Origin of the sequence: Rodentibacter haemolyticus (genome assembly GCF_015356115.1) — a bacterium.
Lineage (GTDB): Bacteria > Pseudomonadota > Gammaproteobacteria > Enterobacterales > Pasteurellaceae > Rodentibacter > Rodentibacter haemolyticus.
In genome coordinates this window covers 110,270-133,576 of record NZ_CP063056.1, presented here as the reverse complement: position 1 = coordinate 133,576, position 23,307 = coordinate 110,270, and the positions used below count along the sequence as shown (strand labels likewise).

Here is a 23,307-nt window from a genome sequence, read left to right as displayed (position 1 = left end):
TCAATATAAATCGAAGTGATTAAAATGAGTATTCCGCTTTTACCCAATAAGTACGAGGCATACCCAATACGGCAAAGCTACGCTCATACATTCCTCGCTGTACTTGCCAGTAGTGTTTGTTGAATGCATTTTCGATGCCTGCACGGAAGGTAATCGTTTGTTTTTCATCCAATTTCATACCATATTTTGCACCGAAATCGACAGTTGTATAGGATGGTAAGTGATAATTTGCCGCCGTATCTTGATAACTTTTTCCATAGTATTGAATCGCACTATTTAACGTTAAACCCTGAATGAAAGGCGTATCCCATTCAATTCCGGCTTTGGCAATCCAGCGTGGGCTGGTAACTTGAACGCCATTTACAATGGTATCGGCATAAGTCGGGAAGTCGAAAACTTTTGCTTGGTTATAGGTAAAGCCAAGTGATGGACGTAGTTTCCCTTCAAGAAGATTTGCATAGGCATTAAATTCAATACCACGATTGCGCTCTTTGCCCTGTTCTTTGCCGGCTCTTGCTGCTAAAGAAGGCTTGTTACCACGGATAATTCCGGGACGGCGAATTTCATAAACGCTTAATGTTGTGGTGAATTGCTCGCCCCAGTTTTTGCGAACACCTACCTCAAGTTGGCGGCTTACACGCGGGCTATTCATTTCACCGGTATCGGGATCGACATTACCCGGCTCAAGATCTTCTAAATAGTTACCGTAGAATACTAAATTCGGGTTGGGAACGTAGACTAATGCAACCATTGGGCTAAAGCGATCGGAGCTCACTTCTTTCCCGGTGGTTTTGTTTAGTTGTTTGATCCATTGAAAACGTCCGCCCAATGTTAAACGAAGGGTATTATCAAAAACACCAACCGTATCGGCAAGGGCTAAACTGTGAGCGCTAAGTTTGTTATCAACCCCTTGCTTATTCGGAGTTAAATCAAAATTATTTGGAGATAATGCACCAAAGGTCGGGTGATAAATCGAGCTGCCGGTTAGCTGTCCGTTTGTTTTTGAACTTTGATCATGATCACGCTGGCGAACAACCGTATCAAAGGCGACATTCCAATTATGTAATAGTGCACCGGTTTCAAATTCACCTTGTAGTTTTAAGTTACCGCTTGTGGTACGAGAGCGAAAATCAATGCCGCGAATCCCGGTAATATTGAAATCGCCATTGGATTTAAGTTTGGTTATTTGACCAAATGAACCGGAATATTTGGATTCCATATGACCGATACCACCCGATAACATCATATTGTAAGGAAGGTCGTATTCAAATGTTCCCATAATGGTTTGATCTTCGGTGGTTTGACCAATCCAACGAGGGGTTAAATTCGTTTTGCCATTAGGTGCAACCGGTACGTTGAAACCGAGATCTTGCATATCTTGTAAACGAGCACGTCCACCGTGCGTGGCGCGTTTGGTGTACATATAATCTACGCCTACACGCAGTTTATCGCCACGATAATCCGCACCAATAGCAAATTCTTTGTTACGCTCATCATAATTTTCACGTGCCGTATCGCCGTCACGATATTTCCCGTTGATTCGAACACCCCATTCTTTGTTTTCACCAAAACGGCGTCCAAAATCAAAGGTTTCTTCTAAACGATTATTGCTATACCAACCGAAACCTAATTTGTTAATCGGTTCATCGGTTGCACGCTTCGTTTCAATATTCATTGAAGCTCCTGCCGAACCTTCAGGATCCATTCCTGTTGTTGCTGTGGAAGCCCCTTTAATTAATTGAGCGGATGAAACTGCGGCAGTCGGAGAATTATAAGTGGAATATAATCCCGCTAACCCATTAACGCTGACTTGGCGCATATCAAGTTGCAGGTTTCTTACATATAAACCGGAAAGCGTGTTGGTTTCACCACCGAAATTCATTACTGAAGCATCGGTTTTGGAAAGTGCATCAACAACATTGCGGGGAGATTTATCTTCAAAAGCTTTTTCATCGTAGTTGACGACAGAGATAGGGGAGGTGAATGCCGTTTGCCGACCGAGTAAACTTAAGTTTACGATTTCTTTTTGTTTTTCGCCTGCCGCCTTAGCTTTTTCTAATTCGGTGACGACATTAACTTGTTCCAATATAACTTCGGAATCCGTGTCGGTTTCTGCCACGGCAGAAATAGAAATACCGGCAAAAAGTGCGGTGTAAATAATGCTATGTTTGAATGCCATAGTTGCTTCCCTTAAAAAGTTAAATGTAGTAAATAGTAAAAAGGTTCGCAGTATACCCGAAAACGATTGCTTTACTCAATAGAAATAATTCGTATTAACCATTCAAAAATAAGAATAAAAACGACCGCACTTTATTTTCAGGGTAAGAAAAAAGCGCGTAAGTGATACGCGCTTTGTAAGAAAATAATGCAATGTGCTATTTGAGTTTTTCTAATCTTGTCATTAGCACTTCATCAGTCAAACTTTGGGTTTTTCTCATTCGGTAAAATAATAATACCGCCGCAAAGGTAAGCGCAACGACAAAGGCAATCCAAAAACCTTTCGCACCAATGCTCGGCATCAAGAGATCAGTTCGAGCCAATGTATAACCTAGTGGAATGCCAATCATCCAGTAAGCAAAAAGCGTAATATAAAGGATTGTTTTGGTATCTTTATAACCGCGTAACACACCGCTTACGACAACCTGAATAGTATCTGAAAACTGATAAATAGAGGCAAGAAGGAGTAAACCTGCTGCCATACTTACCACGATTTTATCTGTCACAAAAATCTCCGCAATTTCATAACGGAAGAAAATCGTAGTAAATGCGGTGATCACCGTGATGGTTAATCCAAGCATTAATGCGGCATATGCCATATTCTTCGCTTTTGGTGGTGAAGCCTCGCCCAGTGCTTGTCCGACCAGAATAGTAGTCGCCATACCGATGGACATCGGAAACATAAAAATAAAGGAACTGGTGTTCAGTGCAATTTGATGACTTGCCACAATGGTTGCGCCAAGTGGCGAAAGAAGGAGGGCTGTTACAGCGAAAAGTGCGACTTCGCAGCAAATTGCGATAGCAATAGGTAAACCGAGTTGAAAGAGTTTTTTCAGTGTTGTGCCATTGGGTTTTTCAATAAGTTTACTGAATACCTTTAATTGACGTTCTTGACGATTAAAATAAGAATAAGCAATCATCATCAGACACATAGACCAGTTGACGATTGCCGTTGCAATACCGCATCCCACCGCACCAAATGCCGGAATACCGAGTTTGCCGTAAATAAAAATATAGTTCAGAGGAATATTTATCATTAAACCGATAAAGGTAATGACCATTGCCGGTTTGGTTTTAGCAATACCATCATTTAAACAGCGAAAATTGATGAGCAGTAAATAAGCGGGTAATCCCCAAAGCATCGCGTGTAAATAATCACGAGCGATTTGTGCCATACGAGGTTCCATTTCCATAAATTGCAAAACAAAATCGCTGTAATAAATAAACAACCCTAGCGGAATGCTACTCAAAAGGGCAATCCAAATTCCTTGACGAATTTGATGTGCAATACGGTGGCGTTGTCCCGAACCGTTTAAATAAGAAACGGTGGGCGGCAAGGCAAGCAATAAACCATGACCGAATAATACTAAGGGGAGCCAAATTGATGCACCGACCGAAATCGCCGCCATATCCGTGGAACTTACGCGCCCCGCCATAATGGTGTCCACAAGTCCCATTGAATTTTGGGCAATTTGTGCAAGCAAAATAGGAAAGGCGATTTTAATTAATTTTTTAATATCGGCATGATATGCGGATAAAAGACGAAAATTCATAAATTTGATATACTGTGTAAAATTTTTTATTGAGGAAATCTAATGTTTACCGGGATTGTTCAGGGCGTAGCCCCTATTCATTCAATTACAGAAAAAGCGTATTTTAGAACACAGGTTGTAAAATTGCCACCTGAAATGCTTAAAGGGTTGGAAATCGGTGCTTCCGTTGCGAATAACGGCGTGTGTTTAACCGTAACGGAAATCAATGATGATTTAGTCAGTTTTGATTTAATGCAGGAAACCTTACGGATAACCAATCTTGGTGCATTAAACGTCGGTGATTTCGTGAATATTGAACGAGCGATGCAAATGGGCGCGGAAATCGGCGGGCATATTCTGTCCGGTCATGTGTATTGTACAGCGACAATTTCCGAGATAATTTCAACGGAAAATAATCGCCAAATTTGGTTTGAATTACCGAATTCCGATGTAATGAGATATATTTTGGTTAAAGGTTTTGTTGCGGTGGACGGTATCAGTTTAACTATCGGCGAAGTGAGAGAAAATCAATTTTGTGTGAATTTGATCCCTGAAACCTTACAGCGAACTCTTATGGGACAGCGTAAGAAAGGCGATATTGTGAATATTGAAATCGATCCGCAAACTCAAGCAATCGTGGATACGGTGGAGCGTTATTTAGCAGCGAAGGGTTAAATTAAGCGTAATAAAAGAGCGGTTAAAAATACCTGTATTATGTAGCAGTTGCATAAATCACCGTAAGGTATGTTAGGCGAAGCCATAACGCACCAACAGAGGGTTTAATGATGAAACGGTGCGTTACGTAAGCTCAACACATCTTACCCTAATTCAATATCGGATATAAAATTCTCTTTGTGAAAATGCTACACAATGCCGAAAAACAATCGTATTTTTAACCGCTCTTTTTTATTTTACCTACTGATTTATTTCGCTTTTCTAGATTTTTTCCATTTCCAAAAGAGGAAAACGGCAAGCATAGCGATAAGAATATAAATAACCATTTGCCCTTTTTGAATTTGCGCATGCAACCAATCTAAATTTTTTGCACCGAATTCACCAAGGTAAATCCAAATCGGCACGGAAATAATAGCGGCACAGAAATCGATAAATACGAAACGTGTATAGCTTACACGGCGTGTAATGCCGGAAACCATGTAAATCGGAGCGCGTAAACCCGGAAGAAAACGTGCTACAAATAATACACGATTACCATATCGGGCGAATTTCTCACGCACCATTTTTAAACGTTGTAAAGTTACAATTTTACGCATAGGCCGGAAACGTAAAATTTTTGTACCGTAAATACGTCCAAGCCAGTACATACAGGAATCACCGGCAATTACACCAATCATACTTACCAGCAACATTAAATGAACATTAATGCTTTCAGGATAAAGCCCGGCGATCACACCACCTGAAACAAGCGTAATGTCTTCAGGAATTGGCACGCCAAAACCACAGATAATTAAGACGAAAAGTACGGCCCAGTAACCGTAATCAGTGAAAAAGTTAATAAGAAATTCCATTCTGTTCCCGATATATTGTTATTCATAAATTGGTTGTCAAAAATCGAGGGCTATTCTAATCGCTTAGTACCAAATTGCCTAGAAAAAATTTGCGTTGGCAGTAGGAATCCTTTATAATCCGCGCCCTCAAAGCAAAACTTTGGGTAAGTTTAGGAAAATTGCTGGGTCGCCTGCAGTTTTTTAATTTTAATTCAATTAAAGAGAACATTAATATGGCATTTAAATTTAACGCTGAAGTTCGTTCTGCGCAAGGTAAGGGTGCGAGCCGCCGCCTGCGTCACAACGGTCAAATTCCTGCTATCGTTTACGGTGGCAACGAAGCACCGGTTTCAATCATTTTAAATCACGATGAGTTAAACAATGCACAGGTTCACGATACTTTCTATTCCGATGTAATCACATTAGTGATTGATGGCAAAGAAGTGGCTGTGAAAGTTCAAGCAATGCAACGTCACCCGTTCAAACCAAAATTGGTTCACATTGACTTCAAACGTGCTTAATTTTTAATCTTGATGAAAAACACCAAAGAAAGCTCTTTGGTGTTTTTTATGGAAGAGAGGTGTGAATGAAAATTGCCTTAGGCGTTGAATATAACGGGCAGCATTATTTTGGTTGGCAGCGACAAGAAAAAGTGAGGAGCGTGCAAGGCGAACTGGAAAGCGCATTATCTTTTGTGGCAAATGAAAAGATCGAGGTTTTTTGCGCCGGGAGAACCGATTCCGGAGTGCATGGTACAGGGCAGGTCGTTCATTTTGAAACGAATGTAATCCGTCCTGAAAAAGCATGGGAGTTCGGCACGAATGCTAATTTGCCTGATGATATTGCGGTGAAATGGGCGAAAGTTGTTGATGATGAATTTCATGCTCGTTTTTCAGCAACGGCTCGGCGTTATCGCTACCTTTTGTATTGTAATAAGTTACGTTCCGCTATCTTGCCGGAAGGTATAACCCATTGTCATTTAGAACTTGATGATAAAAAAATGCATCAAGCAGGACAATTTTTACTCGGGGAACATGATTTTTCCGCTTTCCGAGCGGCACAATGTCAATCTAATACGCCTTGGAGAAATATTCATCACTTAAATGTGGTGCGAAAAGGGGAATATATTATCGTTGATATTCAAGCCAATGCTTTTGTACATCATATGGTACGTAATATAGTGGGGAGTTTGATTGAAGTCGGCGCAGGCAATCAATCCATTGAATGGATGAGATGGTTATTGGAACAAGGGGATCGTAAACTTGCCGCACCAACGGCAAAACCCGATGGATTATATTTGGTGAATGTGATTTACCCTAAAAAATTTGCCATTCCTCAATCTAAATTAGGACCGCTTTTCCTTGAGGACAGGCTTATTTAAAGTAATGTGCTTGTCTGACTAGCAACAAACTTGGAATTATGGTTTAATACGCCGAATTTTCTAGTGGATAAATAGGTAAAAAATGAGCTGGATTGATCGAATTTTTAGCAAAAACCCTTCTTCTTCAACACGCAAAGCGAATGTACCGGAAGGTGTTTGGACGAAATGTACCTCATGCGAACAAGTGCTTTATAGTGAAGAATTAAAACGCAATCTTTATGTGTGTCCGAAGTGCGAACATCATATGCGTATTGATGCGCGTGAACGTTTATTGCGTTTATTAGACGAAGGCTCAAGCCAAGAAATCGCCGCTGATTTAGAGCCGAAAGATATTTTAAAATTTAAAGATTTAAAAAAATATAAAGATCGTATCAGTGCGGCACAAAAAGAAACCGGTGAGAAAGATGCACTGATTACTATGACGGGAACACTTTATAATATGCCGATTGTGGTGGCGGCATCTAATTTTGCTTTTATGGGCGGTTCAATGGGATCGGTCGTTGGAGCGAAATTTGTGAAAGCGGCAGAAAAAGCGATGGAATTAAATTGTCCGTTCGTTTGTTTTTCAGCCAGTGGCGGTGCACGTATGCAAGAGGCGTTATTTTCACTTATGCAAATGGCGAAAACCAGTGCAGTGCTTGCACAGATGCGTGAAAAGGGCGTGCCCTTTATTTCCGTATTAACCGACCCGACATTAGGCGGCGTTTCAGCCAGTTTTGCAATGCTGGGTGATTTAAACATTGCCGAACCAAAAGCATTAATCGGGTTCGCGGGGCCGCGTGTAATTGAACAAACCGTTCGTGAGAAATTACCGGAAGGTTTCCAGCGTAGTGAGTTTTTATTGGAAAAAGGCGCGATTGATATGATTGTAAAACGTGGTGATATGCGCCGTACCTTGGCAAGCGTGCTAAGCAAATTAACCAATCAACCTTCACCTTTTACGGAACCTGAATTAATTGAGAATGAAGCATAATATGAATTTAAAAGCCACTTCGCCACTCGCCGAGTGGCTTTCTTATTTAGAAAACAGCCATTTTAAAGCGATTGATCTTGGTTTAGAACGTATTCGATCCGTTGCAGAAAAACTCGATCTTTTGCATCCTGCTCCTTATGTGATAACCGTGGGGGGAACAAATGGAAAAGGGACGACTTGTCGATTGCTGGAAACGATTTTATTGAATCACGGCTTGCGAGTCGGCGTGTATTCTTCGCCGCATTTATTACGTTATAACGAACGGGTACGGATTCAAGATCAGGATTTACCGGATCAAGCACACACCGCTTCTTTTGCCTTTATTGAGGAAAATAGAACCGCCTCTTTGACTTATTTTGAGTTCAGCACGCTTTCCGCTTTACATTTATTTAAGCAATCGAATCTTGATGTCGTCATTTTAGAAGTTGGGTTAGGTGGACGTTTGGATGCAACTAACATTGTGGATAGCAATCTTGCCGTAATTACCAGCATTGATATTGATCATACCGACTTTCTTGGTAATACGCGTGAAGTCATCGCCTTTGAAAAAGCCGGGATTTTTCGCTCGAATTGTCCTGCTGTGATTGGCGAGCCGAATGTTCCCCATACGATGTTAGAGTTTGCGGAAAATTTACATTGCAATGTATCACGCCGTCATATTGATTGGACATTTCAGCAAAATTCTGAAAATTGGCAATGGCAGAGTGCCAAAGTGCGGTTAGAAAATCTTCCATTTTGTCAAATTCCTTTAATGAATGCGGCAACGGCATTGGCGGTGATTGAACAGTTACCCTTTAACATTACTGAAGAAACCATTCGCCGCTCTTTACAAAAGGTTACATTAGTAGGACGTTTTCAATCCATTGAAACTGATAAACGCCAAAAATTGGCGGCCTTATTGGGAAAAGAATCGGATAACCTACCGAACGTGATAATTGATGTCGGGCATAATCCTCACGCCGCCGCATATTTAGCTGAAAAATTGACCGCACTTAAAGCACAAAATAAAGGCCAACTTATCGCCGTATGCGGTATGTTAAAGGACAAAGACGCGCAGGGGGTATTTACCCACCTTGTTCCGCTTGTTGATCAATGGCATTGTGCGACACTTAGTGGTTATCGTGGACAAACGGGCGATGAGTTACAAGCAAAGCTCACCGAATTTTCTCCGAATGCTAATGTAACCTCAGAAGATTCTGTTATGTCGGGGGTAAAAAATGCCTTAAAAAGTGCGGTCAAAAATGACATCGTTTTAATATTCGGTTCATTTCATACCGTAGCAGAGTTTTGGCAGGTGCTGGAATAATAGTGGGATATTTCAGTTGGTTAACTTGTTTTTAGTATCGTTCTCAAGCTAGCTAATCAATGAGGTTTTTAGTTAGTAATAAAAAAGCCTTGAAGTTAGTATTTTCAAGGCTTTATCGGATTGTGTTGGGCTGGCGGGAGTTGAATTATAGGGTTTAAAGCCTTGTAAATACTGGGTTCTATGAATTTGATTTTACTGCGAGATCACAAACGAGATCACTAAAATCCAAAGTGACCCATTTGTGATAGTTTTTTTGTTCGATGATATAGCAAACCGAAAGATGAAATTATTTTCCGCTTTGCCGGTTGGAATTGAGTTGTAAAGTAAAAGTTTATAACTGATTTTTCTGTGTGCTTACAGGTCAAAAAATTCTGTAAAAGTGCTTTCAGTTTTTTTTATTCATTTTTGGAATGATGAAATAGCCAAAAATGACAAATTCATTAAAATTTTATAAAAAAATAATTTTACTTAACTTCTTAACTTCTTAACTTTTTTCTTTCAAAAGCCTTGCTGTGTAAGGCTTTAAAGCTAGTTAAGAAAAAGTTAATTCTTAACTCGTTCTTAACTCTTTAACTCATTTTCTTAACTTTTAGATTGTTTTTTAGGCGTTTTTAGGTGGTGGAACGGCTAAAATAAAGGGTTTTTATTATAGCTTTTTGGAATATGAAATAGGAAAAGCCCTTAAGAGTGAACATTAAGGGCTGTTTTGTAGTGGCTTAGTGTCTAAGCCTTTCTATCAGGTCATTAGGGGATATATAGCCCATTGTTTGCCCTATTTTGAATTGTCCCAGTAAATTCAATTTTAATAGTGTGTTTAGGTCTTTTCTCGCCGTGTTTTCGGATATGCCGTATTCATTGCTAATTTCTTTGGCGGTAAAAATATAGCCGTTTTCTTTTACTGCCTTTTGTAGTATGCCTATTTGTCTGTTATTGAGCTTTGGTGTTACTTTCGTTGTATAGCTAGAAATAAGCGTTAGAAATTCTTTAAAGCGTGCTTGTTTATCTAATACATAGCTATTTAAATCATTAATCGCTCGCTTGATGATTTCCGCTTGATAGTAAATGAAATAGGTCATATCTAGTTCGTCAGTTTCGCTATATAGATATGCTCTCGCATATTTCACGGGTGCTTCTTTAAGTAGTCGGCTGATAGAAATGTATTCAAATAACCAATAGCCGTTTTTAAGCATAAACCAATAAAACAAGGCTCTTGCGGTTCGCCCGTTGCCGTCACCGAAAGGGTGAATGAAACCTATAAGGAAATGTAGAATAATAGCTTTTACAACGGGGTGGATAAATTGATTTTTCTCAATGTTGTGATCGGTATTGGCAAAATCACAAAAAGCCTGCATTAATTCTACAAGCTTAGTGAAAGCCGGTGGGCGGTGTAATATATTGCCGTCATAGTCTGCGATATAAATCTCGTCATCTTGTCTAAATGCACCGGCTATTGCGTTATTCTCTATGGCGTTATTGGTGGCGATTTGATGAAGTTTTAAAATCATTTCAATAGAAAGCGGTTCATTTTTTAATTTGATTGCTTCCCTCATTAAGTAATAGTTATTCACGATCATTATTTCATCTTTTGTTTTTGGCTTGCGTGCGGTTTCTAACATTTCTTTTGCTGCTTTTCTTGTTGTTACTGCCCCCTCTAGTTGTGCTGAGGTTATCGCTTCCTCCATAATTAAAGATTTAATTAAAAATTGCTGCTGCTCAGGTTTACTTACGCCCGTTAAATTCGATGCGCCCATATTGCCGGCACTATTTTTGTCAATATAGTGTAAGAAAGATTGTAACGATGTGGGAACACAATAAGAAAAATCAATATCACCGATTTTGATCCGGTTCATCAATGATTGGCGGCTCATTTTTGTTGCCAGCCACGCTAATTCGGTGTTTTTAGTGTGAATGCGTTTAAATTTATCCCAATGTAAATAACGCCCTTGATCGTCAAGTGCTTTGAATTGGTTAAATAGATTTGATTTTAAAAGCTCTTGTATTTTCTCCAATAGTTGGAGCATCGGTTTAGGTTTTGATATTTTCATTGATTTTCTGTAACGCAATTTTTAAAAATTGAGTTAGTTAAGCATTTTTTGTAAAAGTTGTCTAGTTTTAATCGGTCAAGTTGGTTCAAATTGGGTTATATTGAGTTATAGATTTTGTGAAAGCGTAAAATAAAAAAGCCGTCCATAATGAACGGCTGTTAAAGATAAGTTGAAATTGACCGCACTTTTAAACCTAGTCCGAAAACTTTCGCCTTGTTTGTTCCCGGTCTTTGTAGATGGCGTTGGTGTGGTTGCGGTTGCCGGCAAGAATAGCGGTTTTGAAATCTATTCGGTTTCCTGCGGTTTTGAATGCTTGAACAAGTTCCCGTTCTAAATGCCGTTTTTTAAGGCGTTGGCGTTCGTCTATGCCTTGGTGTTCGCAATAAAGCCAGTAAGCCCAGTAAAGGCGGTCTAGCATTCTGTCGGCATTTCCGATGGGCATTTTTAACGCACTGCCAAAAATTAAGCCTGCACCGTTTACGGTTTCCATTAATTCAAATTCTTGAATAAAATCTAAAATATGGTCGTTTTCCCGTTTCAGTTCTAGTGCCTCTTTGCTGTGTTGTTGGCGGTGAAGTGCTTGTAGTGCTTTGTCTGCACTAGGGAATGACTGAATAACGAGATGTACAATGCCCGCCAGTTCGCTTTTTAGTTTCTCTACTAGTTGCGGGTCTCGTTTGCTTTCTTCTACCGCTTGCGTAAAAGGAAATATCACTCTACGTCTTTCCATTCCACCACCATCATTTTTATAAATCGGTAGGGTATTGGATGCGATAGCCAATACGGCTTTAACCGGTGAACTAAAGGCTTTTTTATGTTTCGGGTCAAAATTAATACTTTCCCCACTGGATAGCTTTTTGAACACTGAACTGTCGCCAATATATCTTGATTGGTCTGATGAATATAAAAAGGTTTTGTTTAAGATAATATCTCGGGTTTTTTCGTTGTTTAAGGTTTCCAGTGTGATAGCCTCGTGATTATTTTCCCCTGCCAGTAGTTTCCCCACTTCTAAATAAATCGATTTCCCACTGCCTGCCGTGCCGATAAGCTCAAGGGTTAATTGCCAGTCGTTACGATTGAACAAAATCATATACAAACCGGCTAATAGCGATTGCTTGCGGTCATTATTGCCTTGGCTGATAAAGTCTAGCCATTGATTAAAATGCGGTGTCGGTGGTGGATTTAATACATAATCGCAAGGGTTAAAGCCGGTGAGCCAGTCATCGGGATTATGCGGCAATAATTCCAACGTGTTTTTATTCAGCGCGCCATTATTAAACGCCAGTAAATGCGGTTGGCTTTTCCCCATCGGTTGTACTTCAAGCATTAAACAATCGTAAATATTTTTCACGTGTTGCAATGAATATTTGGCTTGGTGGTGGGCGAAAAATCCCCGTATTATGCGATAAAGCTCAAATTCGGGTAAGTATTGCCAGCATTTGCCGTTATAGCCATAAATTCGCCCTTGCTCCGGATGATAGGCAAGTGGGGTGTTATGCTGCTTGTCGTACCATTGAATAAAATAATCTGTGCGTTCATTAATGCTTGCTTTGTTGATTATCTCTGCCGTGAGTTCTACGTTCATTATGCTGTCCGCCACCACGTCTGCTAGCGTTTCGCCTGTTCTAATGCGTTTCAGATACCCGCTTAAATCTTCCTTGATTTGTCCGATACTGTCGCAAAGGGTGAGCCGTTGAACTTGGGTATGCTTGGCTAAATTCGCACAAATAGCGGTGATTTCGCTTTGCGATAATTCCCCAAACTCAAAGAGGGTAATTGCCTCTTGTTCCGCAGGGGCTAGCCTTAGCCCCTTGATTTCTTTTAATTGGCTTTCACCTAAAATGATTGGCGGTTCTGCCTTGCGGTCGTCTGCTGTCATTTGGTAACGGTCTGCAATTAAATGCCATTCCACGCCCTCGCCTTTGTTCCACGCTGCCCACGCTTTTGTGCCGGCAAAGATAAATAGCTCCGTTGGGTCGTTGCCGGAAAGTGCGGTCAGATTTGGGGCATTTTTGAGTTTAGTCATTGTTTGCCCCCTTGCTTTTTAATCACCACGGCTTGGTAGATTTCACTCTTCAAGGCTTTTTCAGCAAGGCGCAAGGCTTCTGATTGCTTTTCTGTTGAACCTAGCACAATCGGCTTTTGTTGGCTGTACCCGATAACTTGATAGAATACTTTACTCATCATTGCCCCCTAGTGAAGATTACCGTTATCGTTCGATTGCTTGCCGGTAGTCTCAATTTTGCGGGAAAACATACCCATTAAACTAGCAAAATAGACAAAAGAGCCTATCACTTTACATTCTGCCTCTTGCTCGTCCTCGCTTAATTCATTGTAGTTCGGGCTAAAGTCCGGTGCAGTATTCATTATTGAACGGTAAAATGTGTCAATCTCTAACCTTAATTGCTGTTTGCTGTCGGAATCCATTGCGGTGTTCATTAATACATCGCTCGCCGTATCAAAAATAACAGTCAATAAAGGGTAAAAATCCATCATCTCTTGTATGGTTAAGGTTTCCGGTATTGGTTTTTGTACATCACTCATCATTGCCCCCTTTGCCGTCATTGATTTTGTTTTGCTCAATTAAGGTAATTTGATTTGTGGCCACATCGTCCACCACCTCGCCCAGTTTTAACACAAGGTAAGAATGCGCCTGATTGAATGATTTCAAAAGTGCGGTTTGTTCTTGGGTTAAATTGTTGGTGATGGATAAGGCTTTCAATAACGCTCGCCCATTGTTTAGCCGCTCGATTAAATCCGCACATTCTGCAGATAATTTCAACTTATGATGAAAACAATCAGGGTAATCTTCCGCACAACGTTTGTTACTCTGTTTTATCAAGTCAAATTGGCGGTTAAATTGAGCCAGTTTCAACGCAAGCGGGTTAAAGTGTAGTTTCCCTTTGCTTTGGGTGTTCGTCTCTCTGTGCGTTGCTGATTGCGTTTTTTGCTTGGCTTGTTTGATTTGGGTGATAGGGTTAATCATTGTTTGCCCCCTTGATTGCTTTTCTCAATTTCCACCATCGCCACATCACGATAGCCAAAATCATCTTTATTGGCTTCAGCGTAGGCTTTGATTTCCTCGGCCCTTTTCGATGTAACGTTTTCAGCACAAAGGAATGAACTGCCGTCTTGATAATGTAAGATAACATTAGGCATTGTTACCTCCTTTCACTTCGCAATGTTCCCGTATGCTCTCAACGGTTTCACCGACAAGCGAAAGAATGCCATTCAATGCGCTTTCTATATCAAATGGCTCTGCCTTTTCAGCACTTCTCGCGGTAAACAATAAAAGAGATTGAATCTCATTAAGACGCTTCAATTCAAATTCGGTGATTAGGTAGGTTGGTTTACGCATTACTATTCCCTCCCTTGGTTGCGGTCATTATGACCTTAACTCTCGTAGGTTTAGGCTCTACGATGGGTTTTGGTGGTGGAATTAAACAAATATGCGTGCGTAACGCTTGGCGTAAAGCCGTGCGAAAAGTGAATAAAAAAGCGTTTGGGGTTGGGTTTAAGAATTTAGTTAGCATTTGTAGCTCCTGTTCTAAAGATTAGGGCTACCGCTAAACTTTCCTACGGTTTGGGCGGTAGCGTGTAACGGGGTAGGAAATATCGCTAGAACAGGTAAGCGATCAGCCGTAAAGACTGCCCATTACACGCTACCATTGAGATAAATCAACAAGCTCAAGTTTGAGCGGGTTCATTTATTTGGTGTGTGCGGGTGCTACAAACAAAAATAACACGTTTAAGGCGTGTTAAATGTTCGCCTGTTCTAACTATTTCGAGTTTCCTACGCTCGGCAATCTCTTTTTCAGATTGCCCTTTTACTCTATGCCGTTCGTGGGAAAGTGTCAAGCGGTAAAATTTAATTTCTCTTTCGTGTTTAGGGTTAAAACTCAGGTTTTTACGGTGGATCTTTGATAAAAACCGCTAATTTGCGGATCGGTTTCGCACCGTTTCAGTATCGTTTCATCACCTTAATCCCCTCCGTGCTTTTCTCATAAGCCTGTTGATTAATTGTTGGCGTATTGCGTTGATTTCTGTCAATACATTATTTTGGGGCTTGGTGGTGGTCGGTATTTCCAGCCTATCCATTGTGATTAAATCCGTTCTTACTGTGGGTTTGCGATAACGTGGCAAGCGTTCCCCCCTTGTCATCATTGCTAATTTCTCTTGCTCTATTAAAGCCTGTGTGCGGTAGTTATTTAACAATTCACTGGCTTTTGCTCTTAGCGTGTGAGGTTTCATTTTGCCTGCCCGTTCTTCGCCTAGCACTTCCCTTAATGCGTGGGTAGCGTTTCCGGTTCTTGCGTAGGCTGTCGCAAAGTTTGCTTGAATTGTTTTTCCGTAGCTCATTGTTGCTGTCCTTTTTCTGTTACTGATTGTGATGTTTTGTTCAAAAAGTGCGGTCAGTTTTCCTGCTGTTTTCGTCCACCACCACAAATCTTTCGCATCCGCTTTAAGCGGTTTTCTGCAGTAATTAATAACGTGGTTCTACTGTCGCAATCAGGCTGTTTGTTTAAGGCTATAATTTGCCTTTCTAGCACGCTAATTAATTCCGCCAAGGGGTAAGGCTCGTTATCGTCATAAAGGCTGATAAACGTGAACACAGGCGTTTTACTGCCTTGTCGGTCATAATGTTTAATCGCCTGTAAAATAATGACTTCGCTTTTCTTTGCGATTTCGCATTTCATTACTAAATCTCCCTTAGCTGTTCTTGCGCTATTTCAATCAGTCGCTCTACATTGCCTAAATGCTGGTGGAAAATCTGCCAGATTTCATCTTGAGTGATGTTCTCTTTTAGTAGTTTTCCGTCTTTCATCTTGCCGGCAATATCAATCAATTTATTCAGATATTCCCGTGCCTGTTGTAGTGTCGGCTTTTCTTGATAGTCGTTTTCCGGTGCGGTTGTTTCTGTCATTGGGTCGCTCCTGTGACTAAAGCAAGGTTTTAATACGTTCTTGCAGGGTGTCTAAATCCATTTGAACAGATAAAATTCTATCCGCCACCAGCTCTAAAAATTCACGCTCGGTTTGTTCCCGTCTCGGTGGTGGATTGGTGATAGTCAGGCGTTTGCCGGTATCTAGCACGCCATTAATCATTTCTTGAATATCCGCAAGCTGAACTGCCATTCCGTTTAGGGTTGGTTTGTAGTCGTGAATTTCGGTTGTTTGAATTTCGTTGTTTGTCATTTGGCATTTAGGCATAAATCACCCCTTTAACGGTAAAATCAACCGCACTTTTTAAACGTTGAACAAGGCGATTTAACTTGCTTTCGGCTTGGTTGAATTGGTGGTTGCCGTAAGTGGCAAGGGTGAGTAAATAACGGTGGTCTGCCGTAAGCTGAAAACGGGCGTTTTCCTCACTGTCGGCTTGGATTAATAGCACATCTTCGCTGTAAGTTGGGCGTGTGCGATTTGAGCAAAGAAATAGATAGATCATTGCTGATAGTCCTTTGTAAAAGTTTTTAAGAACTACCGCTAGACTTCTCACGGTCGGGCGGTAGAACGTAACAGGGTGAGAAACTGCGTACAAAGGAACACAGCCAGTCAAAGACTGCCTATTACGCCCTACCATTGATAAACGCATTGAGCGTTTTTGAGGTGTGCGAAAATTACGAACAAAAAAAGCACGGTTTGAAAGTGGCGTGCTATTGTTCGCCTTTGTAATATTCAGCTTCTCACGGCTGGCTCTAGATTTTGCTAGAGCACGGATACTATGGCAAATTTGACCGCACTTTGTAAAGTGGTTTGAAATGAAAGATTTTATTTCTTTCGTTGCTAATTGATGAATTTTATTCATTTTGAGTTTCCTTTTGGTGTTCGTTTTATTTGCCCGCAAGCTGTTGCCAGTTCGCAATCGCATTGATTAGGCTAGGCAATGCCAACGTCATTCCATAAATAAAAACAAGAAATAGCACCGTCCAAATAAAGCGATTTATTCTTGGTGATTTGTCCATAAGCTCTAACATTTTTCTAATCTCCTCTGCTAAATTAAATGTCATTGCAGTTTCCTTTTGGTGGTGGAATACCGATTTTTTAAGCGGCTAGACTTTGCGATAAATAACGCTGTGCTAATCCGCTTAAATGCGTTTTACGTTGCTGATAGGGCATATCAAGATTGAGCAAACTTGTATTCGTCATCATTAGTTGAGTAAGTAATTCAAGCTGTGAGGCGTTGAAATGGTTTTTGGCATTATCTGTAATACCATTGGCGGCTTTCCAGTGGCGAACATTTATACCTAAAACAAGGCTTTCTAGCATTTCGTTATCGTTGATGAAGTGGTGCGGTTTTGCCGTTTTCCCTTGTCGTTCGATATATTGCTTAATCGCCTCATTCATTGCGTGTTGGTGGTCGATACTGGCTAGACGTGCCTTGCTCGCTTGTAAGGTGTTTTTGTACACTTTCGGTGCAACCTCGGCTAATCGCTTTTCAGCATTAATGAAATGTTGTCGGATAGCCTTGCCGATTTCGTTACGCTCCATTAAGCAAAGGTGCTTTGCCATATCAAGGGTGAGAATGTATTCAATCCCGGTCATATTTCCGCCTTTTTGGTTCGCCCGTTTTGGCGTACCAATGGCGATATTTTGAACAGTAATAAAATCTTGGTTTTCAATAAATCCGCCCTGTTTAATTCGGGCTTTAATCCAATTAGAAAAATCCCGTCCCACTCGTAAGGCTTGGTGCAGTGGTCTAGCGTTAATCCCGTTGGCGGTCTGTCCGTTGATAAAATCAAACGTTTGAATGCTTAATAATTCGTTTAGGTTCATTGTTGCTTATCCTCTTGGGGTAAATATTCGTAAACGGTAATCGGGCTTTTTCGGATAGTGATTTCTTGATATTTGTCAAAATCTAATCCCTGTTGCCGTAAGCCTTTGAGTATTTGCGATTTGTTTTTAAATTCGGCTATCGTTTCTGTTCGTCCGCCATCGGGGGCTGTGCCGGTAACGATGTAAAACGGCTTGATTTTGCGTTTCGGTTTAGTGGTGGATTTAGTCATATTTCGCCAGTAACGCCTCTTGTTCTTCCGCACTCAATCCGTGTAGCTTTCTGCGGTTGCGTGATAGGTTGTAAGCCTTGATAAGGGTTTCGCATTGGGTTTTGTCGGCGATGGAATAACGGTAATATTGCGTGCCGTTTTGGGCGTGTTCTGTGGTGCGTTTTAAACGTCCACCATTGAGAAATCTCCGCTCAAAGGTTGAAATGTAATTCCTGCCACTGGTGAACCGGTATTTGTCCACGTTTTCAAGCTCGGTAAATGAACCGGTAAACAAGCAAAAATAAACGGTTTCGGTATGGTTTAAATCATCGGGGCGGTGTAGAATGCTCATTGATAAGTTCCTTATTAAATAATGGTCTCTAATTGCCCTGTTGAGTTTTTAAAAGTTTTCTCAATGGGGCTTTTTTATTGCTCGGTTTTATCCTTGTAAGCTGTTCAAATAAGCCTGTATATCGCTTGCTTTAAAGCGTGTAGAACGTCCTATTTTGATTTTGGTGAGAATGCCATTGCGAACAAGGCGATCTATTTTTGAGCGTGAGCCTAGCCCTAAATTAGTAAGCTCCGTTACGCTGTAATGTTTTTCAATGGTTTCGGTTTGTATGGCTTGATTGGTTGTTGTCATCATTCCCCCTAATTGCTGTTGATTGGTTAATTTGGTGCAATTTGCGTTATATTGCGTTGGGGGTATGGTAGGAAAGTCAAAGAATTAAAAATAGGGTAAAAGGGTTTTAAAGGGGTGTACCCTTTAGACAATAAAAAAGGGCTATACCCCTTTTGAGTTTAGCCCTATGAAATGCGTTAACGCTAGATTTTATCAGGTTAAAAAGGGTTATACCCCTTTTCTGCCAATCGCTTTAGCTTGGTTAGGTCTTGTTATTCTTTGAATTGCCTCTCGATTATTTCTGCTTATGCTTGGATAATTCTTTTCAATCCATTCTGTTATGTCCTTTGCGTTTGCTATGGTGTCGGGTTGTGATAAATCATAGTTTAGCCAATACCGTTTGATTACCTCGAAAATAACTTTGATTTCATCGGTAGTGTGCCCGTGAATAGAAAAATCCTCATAATTGACCGCACTTTTTATTATTTCAGGTTTTTTCAGGTTTTCAATTTCGGCTTGTAGTTCTTCTATGATTTTATCCTTTTCGGTTAAATGTTGTTGAAATACAAGTCGTTCTGCCGTGCCAACCGGTGATTTATTAATATCTGTATTTTTTATAAATTCCTCTGTTTTGGTTAAAGCCATAGCCACTAGTGTTGCCTGCCCTTCTATTAACTCGTTTAAGGCTTTAGCGTGATCGGTGGTATCAATATTTAAAAGTTCTTCTATTCTTTTGCGTTTAATATAAATCCCTAATTGATTTTCCTTTAGATATTCAGTAACCATCTCAGGGTCATCATAAAATAGAATATCGTCAAAATCTCTTACGGTTTCCAATGCTTCAAAAAATAAATTAGGGTGTAAATTTTTTACTTTTTCATCGATTTTTGATGGTACTTCAAAAACGGATATTCCGTTTTGTTCTATCCAACATTCAAAATCTACATCTCCCCATATTTCATCTTCTGTTTTTCTTACATCATTAGGTGAAAGTTTGACTAATAAATAAGTCGCAATTTCAGGATATAAAGAATTCGGATTGTGCTTTTTTAGAAAATCTAACAACTCAACAACAGAAATATATTCTTGTTCTCGCAGCTGTCTTAAGTTCAACAATTCGCTTTTAATGTCAATCACAAAACGCCCCTATGCGTAGCCCTATTTGGTTGGAAGTGCGGCAAAGAACAAATAGGGTTGTTCTCTTTCGGTGTGGGTAATTAATCCGCACCTAGCCGCACAAATTCGGTTATTTTAAAATTTGGATATATCGCTCAAGCTCTGCCAATTCATAACCGGCAATAAGATCACAAAGTGCGGTCGGTTTTCCTGTTTTATGAAAATCATCAAAGCATTGATAATATTTCGCACGGTCTTTGAATTTAATATCAACCGGCAAATAGCCACGCTTTAACAATTCAAAATTCAGCAGTAATCGCCCGGTTCTTCCGTTGCCATCTATAAACGGGTGAATACTCTCAAAGCTCAAATGCAACCACGCAATCGCAATCAGTGGGTGGGATTTTAATTGATGATAGGTACTGATTAATTCTGCCATTTCTTCCGCTATAAAGTGCGGTGGTGTCGGCTCATTTTCAGCCCCTAAAATCTTAACCGGAATAGCCCGATATTTGCCTTTGTGTTCTGCATTGCTCATTAAGACTAAAGCGTGAATGTCTTTAATGGTTCGCTCGCTCAATGGTTCATTATTTGCCACCAGCTCAAATAGAAAATTAAATGCGTCTCTAAAACCAATAATATCCAAATGCTCTCTAATCGGTTTCTCCGCTATGGTTATGCCGTCATTTAAAATCAATGCGGTTTCTCTTAGCGTGATAGTGTTGCCTTCAATAGCGTTTGAGTTATACGAACTTTCAATAATAAATTCATTTCTCAAGCGGTTGAGTTCGCTTTGGGTTAGCGGTCTAAGTTGGGATAGTTCGGCTTTTAGTCGGTCGATTTCTGCTAATAGCTCGGTCATCTTCGGTTATTGCTAATGATTTAAATTGCTCCATTATAACGCAATATGAACGATAAAAGAAAGATTTCAACTGTTCATTTAAACAGTTAAAAGGTACTCCCTATGGGATACCCCTTTCCACGGGGGTTAGGTCTCGTGGTTTTCGGCAGTTTTTTGGGGTTTAGGGTCATCATCATCTTTTGATTAAAATTCAGTATTCGCAAGGCTTGAAGTGTAGAAAAGATGTTGAACGATGTCGATTTGTGAACAGATATAATTATATTCATCAAATATAATTTCATCTAAAACAAAATAAATCTGTTTGGTGGTGGCTTTTGTTTGGCTATTGGGTTTGGTGATTTTCCCCATACCTCAATTTGAGGAAAAGGGATCACGGTTTCCGTTATCCCTTGATATGCTCCCCATCTTTGGGAATTGTAAATCGTTGGGGTAAACTTAGGGGATCATTCGCATTCTAAGCGGTTTTAATCCTTGCCCTTGTGTTTGTTCGTCTTTGAGCAGTAAAACGCCTTGGCGGTCGCTTTATGGCGGTTCTAGCCTAAAAAAAGGGTAGAAAAACTGTAATAGCGATGAAAGAGAGTTCCCCAGGCGGTATTCAAGACTTTTTCTCTGAACTTTTTACCCGCCCCTCCCCATAGCATAAAAGCCAATCAATAGATTTTCCCTCGCGCGCACGTGCGTACTGGGTACGAAATTCAATTTAGAATATCCACCACCTGCCGAATGAAAACGATAAAAGCTCCGTAGGTTCGGGGTGGTGGTTAAATATTTGTGGTGGTTTTCGGGCTAAGTGATAGGGATAATTTAAAGCCTAGTGCCTCGGTTATGCGTTCTAGTGTGCTTAGTTTCGGTTCTACACTACCGGAAAGGGTTTTATATAGACTTTCACGTCCTAGCCCTGTTTCTTTCGCTAATTGGGTTATTCCTCTTGCTCTTGCCAAGGTGTTTAGGGCTTCTATAAATTCCGCTTTATCACCACTTTCAAGAGATAATTCTAAGTAGGCTTTAATTGTTTCTTCGTCTGTTAAATATTTTGCTTCGTCAAATTGTTCTAATACTTTAGCCATTTTTCTATCTCCATAAAATCCGCTTTAAGTTGGTTTTTTCTCTATTGCTCATCAGCTCGCCTTGTATTGTTGAATTTGAATATGTTGTATTATAAAAGATACAATCAAGCAATGATTTTGTATCTTTTGTTTTACTATTCTCCCCAAATATTCATTCTACTTTCAATTTTTTTGATTTAATCAATTAAAGAGTTAAGAAGTTAAGAAGTTAAGAACAAAATCAAAATTTTTAAAATGTAGAAATTCGGTAATAAAAAACCTAGCCAATAGGCTAGGTAGTGGAGTAACCCTTTAATCAGTCATTGACGATTTTAAGATGAAATTCAGGCAAGGCATCTTTAGCGGCATTCTCTACATAATCGCCCCACCATTGCAGCATTCTAGCCCTATCTTCCAAATACAAAGCACGGTTATAGGCTTGTCTGATTTTATCCTTATCAATATGCGACAAAGCCACCTCAATCCAATCTTTATTAAATCCCTGCTCATTTAAAGCCGTGCTAGCGATACTGCGTAAACCGTGTGCCACCAGTTTACCGTGATAGCCCATACGCTTAATAGCCGCATTTGCTGTTTGTGTGTTGCAGTGTGTGCTAGGGTCTTTAATGCTAGGGAATAAATACCGCCCACCACCGTTTATCTTTTTGATTTCAGCTAATACGGCTAAGGCTTGCCGTGATAGGGTAACAATATGTTTTCGCCCTTGTGCTGTTTCTTTTAATCCTTTATTGATGAATATTGTCCACGTCCTCGCACGTTCATCAATATCTTCAAATTTAGCCGTTGCTGCCTCATTGGGTCTTGTCATTGTCAAAAGTTGCCATTGAATTAAAAGCCTTGTTTGAGGGTGAATTTGAGCTTTAGCAAGTGCGGTCAGAAATTCCCCTAGTTCTTCAGGTCTAATTGTCCGCATATGCTGAACTTGGGGGCTATCAAAGGCTTTAGAAAGGTTAGCCATTCGATTATCGGTTAAAATATCGTGATGAATGGCATAAGTCATCACCTCATTGAGCTTTTGAATAGTTCGTTTTAAGGTTTCTAGTGTGCCTTTCGCTTGAAGTGGCTTTAAAACTTTTATCACATTATTAGCGGTCATTTCAGAAATCGGCATATTGCCAAAAGCAGGGAATAAATGACGTTCCAATAGTCGCCAAGTATCGATTGCGGTTTTCTCTGAAAAATTAGCCCGTAGTTTTCTATCTTCAAACCATAGCTTAGCCACATTTTGAAAAGTAGAATTGAGTGCTTTCTTTTTCTCTTCCTCTTGTTGTTCCCGGTGAGATTTCGGATCGATATTTTGAGCAAGTAACGCCAAATATTCCCTTGAGATTTCTCTAGCCTGTAACAAAGAAATGCTAGGGTAATCGCCAATAGTAATATTTGTTCTCCCGTCTTTGCTGTCTGAAAAAGGTTTTTTATAGTTAAACGTCCAATTCTTCGCACCGGTAGGGCGGATGCTTAAATAAAGCCCGTTACCGTCTGCCAGTCTATAAAGTTTATCCTTTGGCTTTGCCTTATCTATTTGAGTGTGATTAAGTGCCTTTATCGTTCTAGCCATATCAACGCCTTTTAAAGTTTAGTGATCTCAAAAAGAAGTAAAAAAATGAGATCACTAAAAACGGCTAAAGCCTTGCTATATATGGCTTTAAAGGGTTTCATTTTTCATTTTAGTGATCTCGTCTTTGAGGGAATGGTACAC

31 protein-coding genes are annotated in these 23,307 nt (G+C 40.2%); 5 read left to right on the top strand and 26 right to left on the bottom strand.

Annotation, left to right across the window (positions count from 1 at the left end; translation table 11 throughout):
* Window positions 1–19 precede the first annotated feature (19 nt).
* Both IHV77_RS00720 and IHV77_RS00715 read right to left on the bottom strand, forming a co-directional pair.
* On the bottom strand, window positions 20–2,179 hold the full coding sequence (locus tag IHV77_RS00720; protein WP_194812263.1) for a TonB-dependent receptor: 2,160 nt from the start codon (window positions 2,177–2,179) through the stop codon (window positions 20–22).
* 196 nt (window positions 2,180–2,375) lie between these two features.
* Complete coding sequence (locus IHV77_RS00715) at window positions 2,376–3,770, bottom strand: MATE family efflux transporter (RefSeq protein ID WP_194812262.1); 1,395 nt, start codon at window positions 3,768–3,770, stop codon at window positions 2,376–2,378.
* A 42-nt stretch (window positions 3,771–3,812) separates the two neighbouring features.
* On the opposite strand from IHV77_RS00715, the gene IHV77_RS00710 reads away from it, so the two are divergent.
* On the top strand, window positions 3,813–4,424 hold the full coding sequence (locus tag IHV77_RS00710) for a riboflavin synthase subunit alpha (RefSeq protein ID WP_194812261.1): 612 nt from the start codon (window positions 3,813–3,815) through the stop codon (window positions 4,422–4,424).
* Window positions 4,425–4,672: 248 nt separating this feature from the next.
* On the opposite strand, the gene IHV77_RS00705 is transcribed toward IHV77_RS00710, so the two are convergent.
* Window positions 4,673–5,275, bottom strand: coding sequence for a DedA family protein (locus tag IHV77_RS00705; RefSeq protein ID WP_194812260.1), 603 nt, complete (start codon window positions 5,273–5,275; stop codon window positions 4,673–4,675).
* 212 nt (window positions 5,276–5,487) lie between these two features.
* On the opposite strand from IHV77_RS00705, the gene rplY reads away from it, so the two are divergent.
* The 4 genes from rplY (at window position 5,488) to folC (ending at window position 8,914) form a co-directional block, all read left to right on the top strand.
* Window positions 5,488–5,775 (top strand): 50S ribosomal protein L25, encoded by a 288-nt coding sequence (gene rplY / locus IHV77_RS00700; RefSeq protein WP_194812259.1) that lies wholly within the window; start codon window positions 5,488–5,490, stop codon window positions 5,773–5,775.
* Between the two features lie 65 nt (window positions 5,776–5,840).
* Window positions 5,841–6,635 carry a tRNA pseudouridine(38-40) synthase TruA gene (gene truA, locus IHV77_RS00695; RefSeq protein WP_194812258.1) on the top strand — a complete coding sequence of 265 codons (795 nt, stop codon included), beginning with the start codon at window positions 5,841–5,843 and terminating at the stop codon, window positions 6,633–6,635.
* A gap of 82 nt (window positions 6,636–6,717) precedes the next feature.
* Window positions 6,718–7,608: an acetyl-CoA carboxylase, carboxyltransferase subunit beta gene (accD, locus tag IHV77_RS00690; protein WP_194812257.1), complete on the top strand. Its 891-nt coding sequence runs from the start codon at window positions 6,718–6,720 to the stop codon at window positions 7,606–7,608.
* A gap of 1 nt (window position 7,609) precedes the next feature.
* Window positions 7,610–8,914 (top strand): bifunctional tetrahydrofolate synthase/dihydrofolate synthase, encoded by a 1,305-nt coding sequence (folC, locus tag IHV77_RS00685; protein ID WP_194812256.1) that lies wholly within the window; start codon window positions 7,610–7,612, stop codon window positions 8,912–8,914.
* A 716-nt stretch (window positions 8,915–9,630) separates the two neighbouring features.
* Here the strand turns inward: folC and IHV77_RS00680 are convergent.
* The 23 genes from IHV77_RS00680 to IHV77_RS00570 form a co-directional block, all read right to left on the bottom strand.
* Window positions 9,631–10,959, bottom strand: a complete 1,329-nt coding sequence (locus tag IHV77_RS00680) for a Fic family protein (protein WP_194812255.1) — start codon at window positions 10,957–10,959, stop codon at window positions 9,631–9,633.
* Between the two features lie 193 nt (window positions 10,960–11,152).
* A complete protein-coding gene (locus IHV77_RS00675; protein ID WP_194812254.1) occupies window positions 11,153–12,985 on the bottom strand; it encodes a DNA primase family protein in 1,833 nt (610 codons plus the stop codon).
* A complete protein-coding gene (locus tag IHV77_RS00670) occupies window positions 12,982–13,143 on the bottom strand; it encodes a hypothetical protein (protein WP_194812253.1) in 162 nt (53 codons plus the stop codon). Before IHV77_RS00670 ends, IHV77_RS00675 begins: the two co-directional genes overlap by 4 nt.
* 9 nt (window positions 13,144–13,152) lie before the next feature.
* On the bottom strand, window positions 13,153–13,503 hold the full coding sequence (locus tag IHV77_RS00665; RefSeq protein ID WP_194812252.1) for a hypothetical protein: 351 nt from the start codon (window positions 13,501–13,503) through the stop codon (window positions 13,153–13,155).
* Window positions 13,496–13,945, bottom strand: coding sequence for a hypothetical protein (locus IHV77_RS00660; RefSeq protein ID WP_194812251.1), 450 nt, complete (start codon window positions 13,943–13,945; stop codon window positions 13,496–13,498). Before IHV77_RS00660 ends, IHV77_RS00665 begins: the two co-directional genes overlap by 8 nt.
* Window positions 13,942–14,118 carry a hypothetical protein gene (locus IHV77_RS00655; protein ID WP_194812250.1) on the bottom strand — a complete coding sequence of 59 codons (177 nt, stop codon included), beginning with the start codon at window positions 14,116–14,118 and terminating at the stop codon, window positions 13,942–13,944. The genes IHV77_RS00660 and IHV77_RS00655 overlap by 4 nt, the downstream gene beginning before the upstream one ends.
* Window positions 14,111–14,317 (bottom strand): hypothetical protein, encoded by a 207-nt coding sequence (locus tag IHV77_RS00650; protein ID WP_194812249.1) that lies wholly within the window; start codon window positions 14,315–14,317, stop codon window positions 14,111–14,113. The genes IHV77_RS00655 and IHV77_RS00650 overlap by 8 nt, the downstream gene beginning before the upstream one ends.
* Window positions 14,310–14,492 (bottom strand): hypothetical protein, encoded by a 183-nt coding sequence (locus IHV77_RS00645; protein ID WP_194812248.1) that lies wholly within the window; start codon window positions 14,490–14,492, stop codon window positions 14,310–14,312. Before IHV77_RS00645 ends, IHV77_RS00650 begins: the two co-directional genes overlap by 8 nt.
* A gap of 442 nt (window positions 14,493–14,934) precedes the next feature.
* Window positions 14,935–15,318, bottom strand: coding sequence for a terminase (locus IHV77_RS00640; RefSeq protein WP_194812247.1), 384 nt, complete (start codon window positions 15,316–15,318; stop codon window positions 14,935–14,937).
* Between the two features lie 53 nt (window positions 15,319–15,371).
* Window positions 15,372–15,656, bottom strand: coding sequence for a hypothetical protein (locus IHV77_RS00635; protein ID WP_194812246.1), 285 nt, complete (start codon window positions 15,654–15,656; stop codon window positions 15,372–15,374).
* Between the two features lie 2 nt (window positions 15,657–15,658).
* On the bottom strand, window positions 15,659–15,883 hold the full coding sequence (locus IHV77_RS00630; RefSeq protein WP_194812245.1) for a hypothetical protein: 225 nt from the start codon (window positions 15,881–15,883) through the stop codon (window positions 15,659–15,661).
* 16 nt (window positions 15,884–15,899) lie between these two features.
* Window positions 15,900–16,169, bottom strand: a complete 270-nt coding sequence (locus IHV77_RS00625; protein WP_194812244.1) for a hypothetical protein — start codon at window positions 16,167–16,169, stop codon at window positions 15,900–15,902.
* Window positions 16,162–16,764, bottom strand: a complete 603-nt coding sequence (locus IHV77_RS00620) for an ash family protein (protein ID WP_194812243.1) — start codon at window positions 16,762–16,764, stop codon at window positions 16,162–16,164. Before IHV77_RS00620 ends, IHV77_RS00625 begins: the two co-directional genes overlap by 8 nt.
* Window positions 16,765–16,789: 25 nt before the next feature.
* Entirely contained in the window at window positions 16,790–16,966 is a 177-nt protein-coding gene (locus IHV77_RS00615; protein WP_194812242.1) for a hypothetical protein, read from the bottom strand.
* A gap of 34 nt (window positions 16,967–17,000) precedes the next feature.
* Window positions 17,001–17,732 carry an antA/AntB antirepressor family protein gene (locus IHV77_RS00610; RefSeq protein ID WP_194812241.1) on the bottom strand — a complete coding sequence of 244 codons (732 nt, stop codon included), beginning with the start codon at window positions 17,730–17,732 and terminating at the stop codon, window positions 17,001–17,003.
* A complete protein-coding gene (locus tag IHV77_RS00605; RefSeq protein WP_194812240.1) occupies window positions 17,729–17,962 on the bottom strand; it encodes a hypothetical protein in 234 nt (77 codons plus the stop codon). The genes IHV77_RS00610 and IHV77_RS00605 overlap by 4 nt, the downstream gene beginning before the upstream one ends.
* The gene (locus IHV77_RS00600) at window positions 17,955–18,293 is read right to left on the bottom strand and encodes a hypothetical protein (RefSeq protein WP_194812239.1); all 339 of its coding nucleotides are present in this window, start codon (window positions 18,291–18,293) and stop codon (window positions 17,955–17,957) included. Before IHV77_RS00600 ends, IHV77_RS00605 begins: the two co-directional genes overlap by 8 nt.
* Window positions 18,294–18,380: 87 nt before the next feature.
* Window positions 18,381–18,584, bottom strand: a complete 204-nt coding sequence (locus tag IHV77_RS00595; RefSeq protein ID WP_194812238.1) for a helix-turn-helix transcriptional regulator — start codon at window positions 18,582–18,584, stop codon at window positions 18,381–18,383.
* A 207-nt stretch (window positions 18,585–18,791) separates the two neighbouring features.
* Entirely contained in the window at window positions 18,792–19,700 is a 909-nt protein-coding gene (locus IHV77_RS00590) for a hypothetical protein (protein ID WP_194812237.1), read from the bottom strand.
* 109 nt (window positions 19,701–19,809) lie between these two features.
* Window positions 19,810–20,541 carry a Fic family protein gene (locus IHV77_RS12005; RefSeq protein WP_194812236.1) on the bottom strand — a complete coding sequence of 244 codons (732 nt, stop codon included), beginning with the start codon at window positions 20,539–20,541 and terminating at the stop codon, window positions 19,810–19,812.
* Between the two features lie 183 nt (window positions 20,542–20,724).
* Window positions 20,725–20,889 (bottom strand): hypothetical protein, encoded by a 165-nt coding sequence (locus IHV77_RS00580; RefSeq protein ID WP_194812235.1) that lies wholly within the window; start codon window positions 20,887–20,889, stop codon window positions 20,725–20,727.
* 413 nt (window positions 20,890–21,302) lie between these two features.
* Entirely contained in the window at window positions 21,303–21,608 is a 306-nt protein-coding gene (locus tag IHV77_RS00575) for an addiction module antidote protein (protein ID WP_194812234.1), read from the bottom strand.
* 295 nt (window positions 21,609–21,903) lie between these two features.
* Complete coding sequence (locus IHV77_RS00570) at window positions 21,904–23,166, bottom strand: integrase arm-type DNA-binding domain-containing protein (protein ID WP_194812233.1); 1,263 nt, start codon at window positions 23,164–23,166, stop codon at window positions 21,904–21,906.
* Window positions 23,167–23,307: the final 141 nt, after the last annotated feature.

Excerpts from the sequence above, each read along its gene's own strand:
- IHV77_RS00605 (WP_194812240.1), bottom strand. The coding sequence starts at position 17,962 with ATGACTAAATCCACCACTAAACCGAAACGCAAAATCAAGCCGTTTTAC.
- accD (WP_194812257.1), top strand. The coding sequence starts at position 6,718 with ATGAGCTGGATTGATCGAATTTTTAGCAAAAACCCTTCTTCTTCAACA.
- IHV77_RS00625 (WP_194812244.1), bottom strand. The coding sequence starts at position 16,169 with ATGCCTAAATGCCAAATGACAAACAACGAAATTCAAACAACCGAAATT.
- IHV77_RS00670 (WP_194812253.1), bottom strand. The coding sequence starts at position 13,143 with ATGAGTAAAGTATTCTATCAAGTTATCGGGTACAGCCAACAAAAGCCG.
- IHV77_RS00710 (WP_194812261.1), top strand. The coding sequence starts at position 3,813 with ATGTTTACCGGGATTGTTCAGGGCGTAGCCCCTATTCATTCAATTACA.
- IHV77_RS00660 (WP_194812251.1), bottom strand. The coding sequence starts at position 13,945 with ATGATTAACCCTATCACCCAAATCAAACAAGCCAAGCAAAAAACGCAA.
- IHV77_RS00580 (WP_194812235.1), bottom strand. The coding sequence starts at position 20,889 with ATGGGGAAAATCACCAAACCCAATAGCCAAACAAAAGCCACCACCAAA.
- rplY (WP_194812259.1), top strand. The coding sequence starts at position 5,488 with ATGGCATTTAAATTTAACGCTGAAGTTCGTTCTGCGCAAGGTAAGGGT.
- IHV77_RS00635 (WP_194812246.1), bottom strand. The coding sequence starts at position 15,656 with ATGAAATGCGAAATCGCAAAGAAAAGCGAAGTCATTATTTTACAGGCG.
- IHV77_RS00715 (WP_194812262.1), bottom strand. The coding sequence starts at position 3,770 with ATGAATTTTCGTCTTTTATCCGCATATCATGCCGATATTAAAAAATTA.
- IHV77_RS00705 (WP_194812260.1), bottom strand. The coding sequence starts at position 5,275 with ATGGAATTTCTTATTAACTTTTTCACTGATTACGGTTACTGGGCCGTA.
- IHV77_RS00640 (WP_194812247.1), bottom strand. The coding sequence starts at position 15,318 with ATGAGCTACGGAAAAACAATTCAAGCAAACTTTGCGACAGCCTACGCA.
- IHV77_RS00645 (WP_194812248.1), bottom strand. The coding sequence starts at position 14,492 with ATGCTAACTAAATTCTTAAACCCAACCCCAAACGCTTTTTTATTCACT.
- IHV77_RS00720 (WP_194812263.1), bottom strand. The coding sequence starts at position 2,179 with ATGGCATTCAAACATAGCATTATTTACACCGCACTTTTTGCCGGTATT.
- IHV77_RS00675 (WP_194812254.1), bottom strand. The coding sequence starts at position 12,985 with ATGACTAAACTCAAAAATGCCCCAAATCTGACCGCACTTTCCGGCAAC.
- IHV77_RS00655 (WP_194812250.1), bottom strand. The coding sequence starts at position 14,118 with ATGCCTAATGTTATCTTACATTATCAAGACGGCAGTTCATTCCTTTGT.
- IHV77_RS00680 (WP_194812255.1), bottom strand. The coding sequence starts at position 10,959 with ATGAAAATATCAAAACCTAAACCGATGCTCCAACTATTGGAGAAAATA.
- IHV77_RS00600 (WP_194812239.1), bottom strand. The coding sequence starts at position 18,293 with ATGAGCATTCTACACCGCCCCGATGATTTAAACCATACCGAAACCGTT.
- IHV77_RS00575 (WP_194812234.1), bottom strand. The coding sequence starts at position 21,608 with ATGGCTAAAGTATTAGAACAATTTGACGAAGCAAAATATTTAACAGAC.
- IHV77_RS00615 (WP_194812242.1), bottom strand. The coding sequence starts at position 16,966 with ATGACATTTAATTTAGCAGAGGAGATTAGAAAAATGTTAGAGCTTATG.
- IHV77_RS00650 (WP_194812249.1), bottom strand. The coding sequence starts at position 14,317 with ATGCGTAAACCAACCTACCTAATCACCGAATTTGAATTGAAGCGTCTT.
- IHV77_RS00610 (WP_194812241.1), bottom strand. The coding sequence starts at position 17,732 with ATGAACCTAAACGAATTATTAAGCATTCAAACGTTTGATTTTATCAAC.
- IHV77_RS00620 (WP_194812243.1), bottom strand. The coding sequence starts at position 16,764 with ATGAATAAAATTCATCAATTAGCAACGAAAGAAATAAAATCTTTCATT.
- folC (WP_194812256.1), top strand. The coding sequence starts at position 7,610 with ATGAATTTAAAAGCCACTTCGCCACTCGCCGAGTGGCTTTCTTATTTA.
- truA (WP_194812258.1), top strand. The coding sequence starts at position 5,841 with ATGAAAATTGCCTTAGGCGTTGAATATAACGGGCAGCATTATTTTGGT.
- IHV77_RS00630 (WP_194812245.1), bottom strand. The coding sequence starts at position 15,883 with ATGACAGAAACAACCGCACCGGAAAACGACTATCAAGAAAAGCCGACA.
- IHV77_RS00570 (WP_194812233.1), bottom strand. The coding sequence starts at position 23,166 with ATGGCTAGAACGATAAAGGCACTTAATCACACTCAAATAGATAAGGCA.
- IHV77_RS12005 (WP_194812236.1), bottom strand. The coding sequence starts at position 20,541 with ATGACCGAGCTATTAGCAGAAATCGACCGACTAAAAGCCGAACTATCC.
- IHV77_RS00595 (WP_194812238.1), bottom strand. The coding sequence starts at position 18,584 with ATGACAACAACCAATCAAGCCATACAAACCGAAACCATTGAAAAACAT.
- IHV77_RS00665 (WP_194812252.1), bottom strand. The coding sequence starts at position 13,503 with ATGAGTGATGTACAAAAACCAATACCGGAAACCTTAACCATACAAGAG.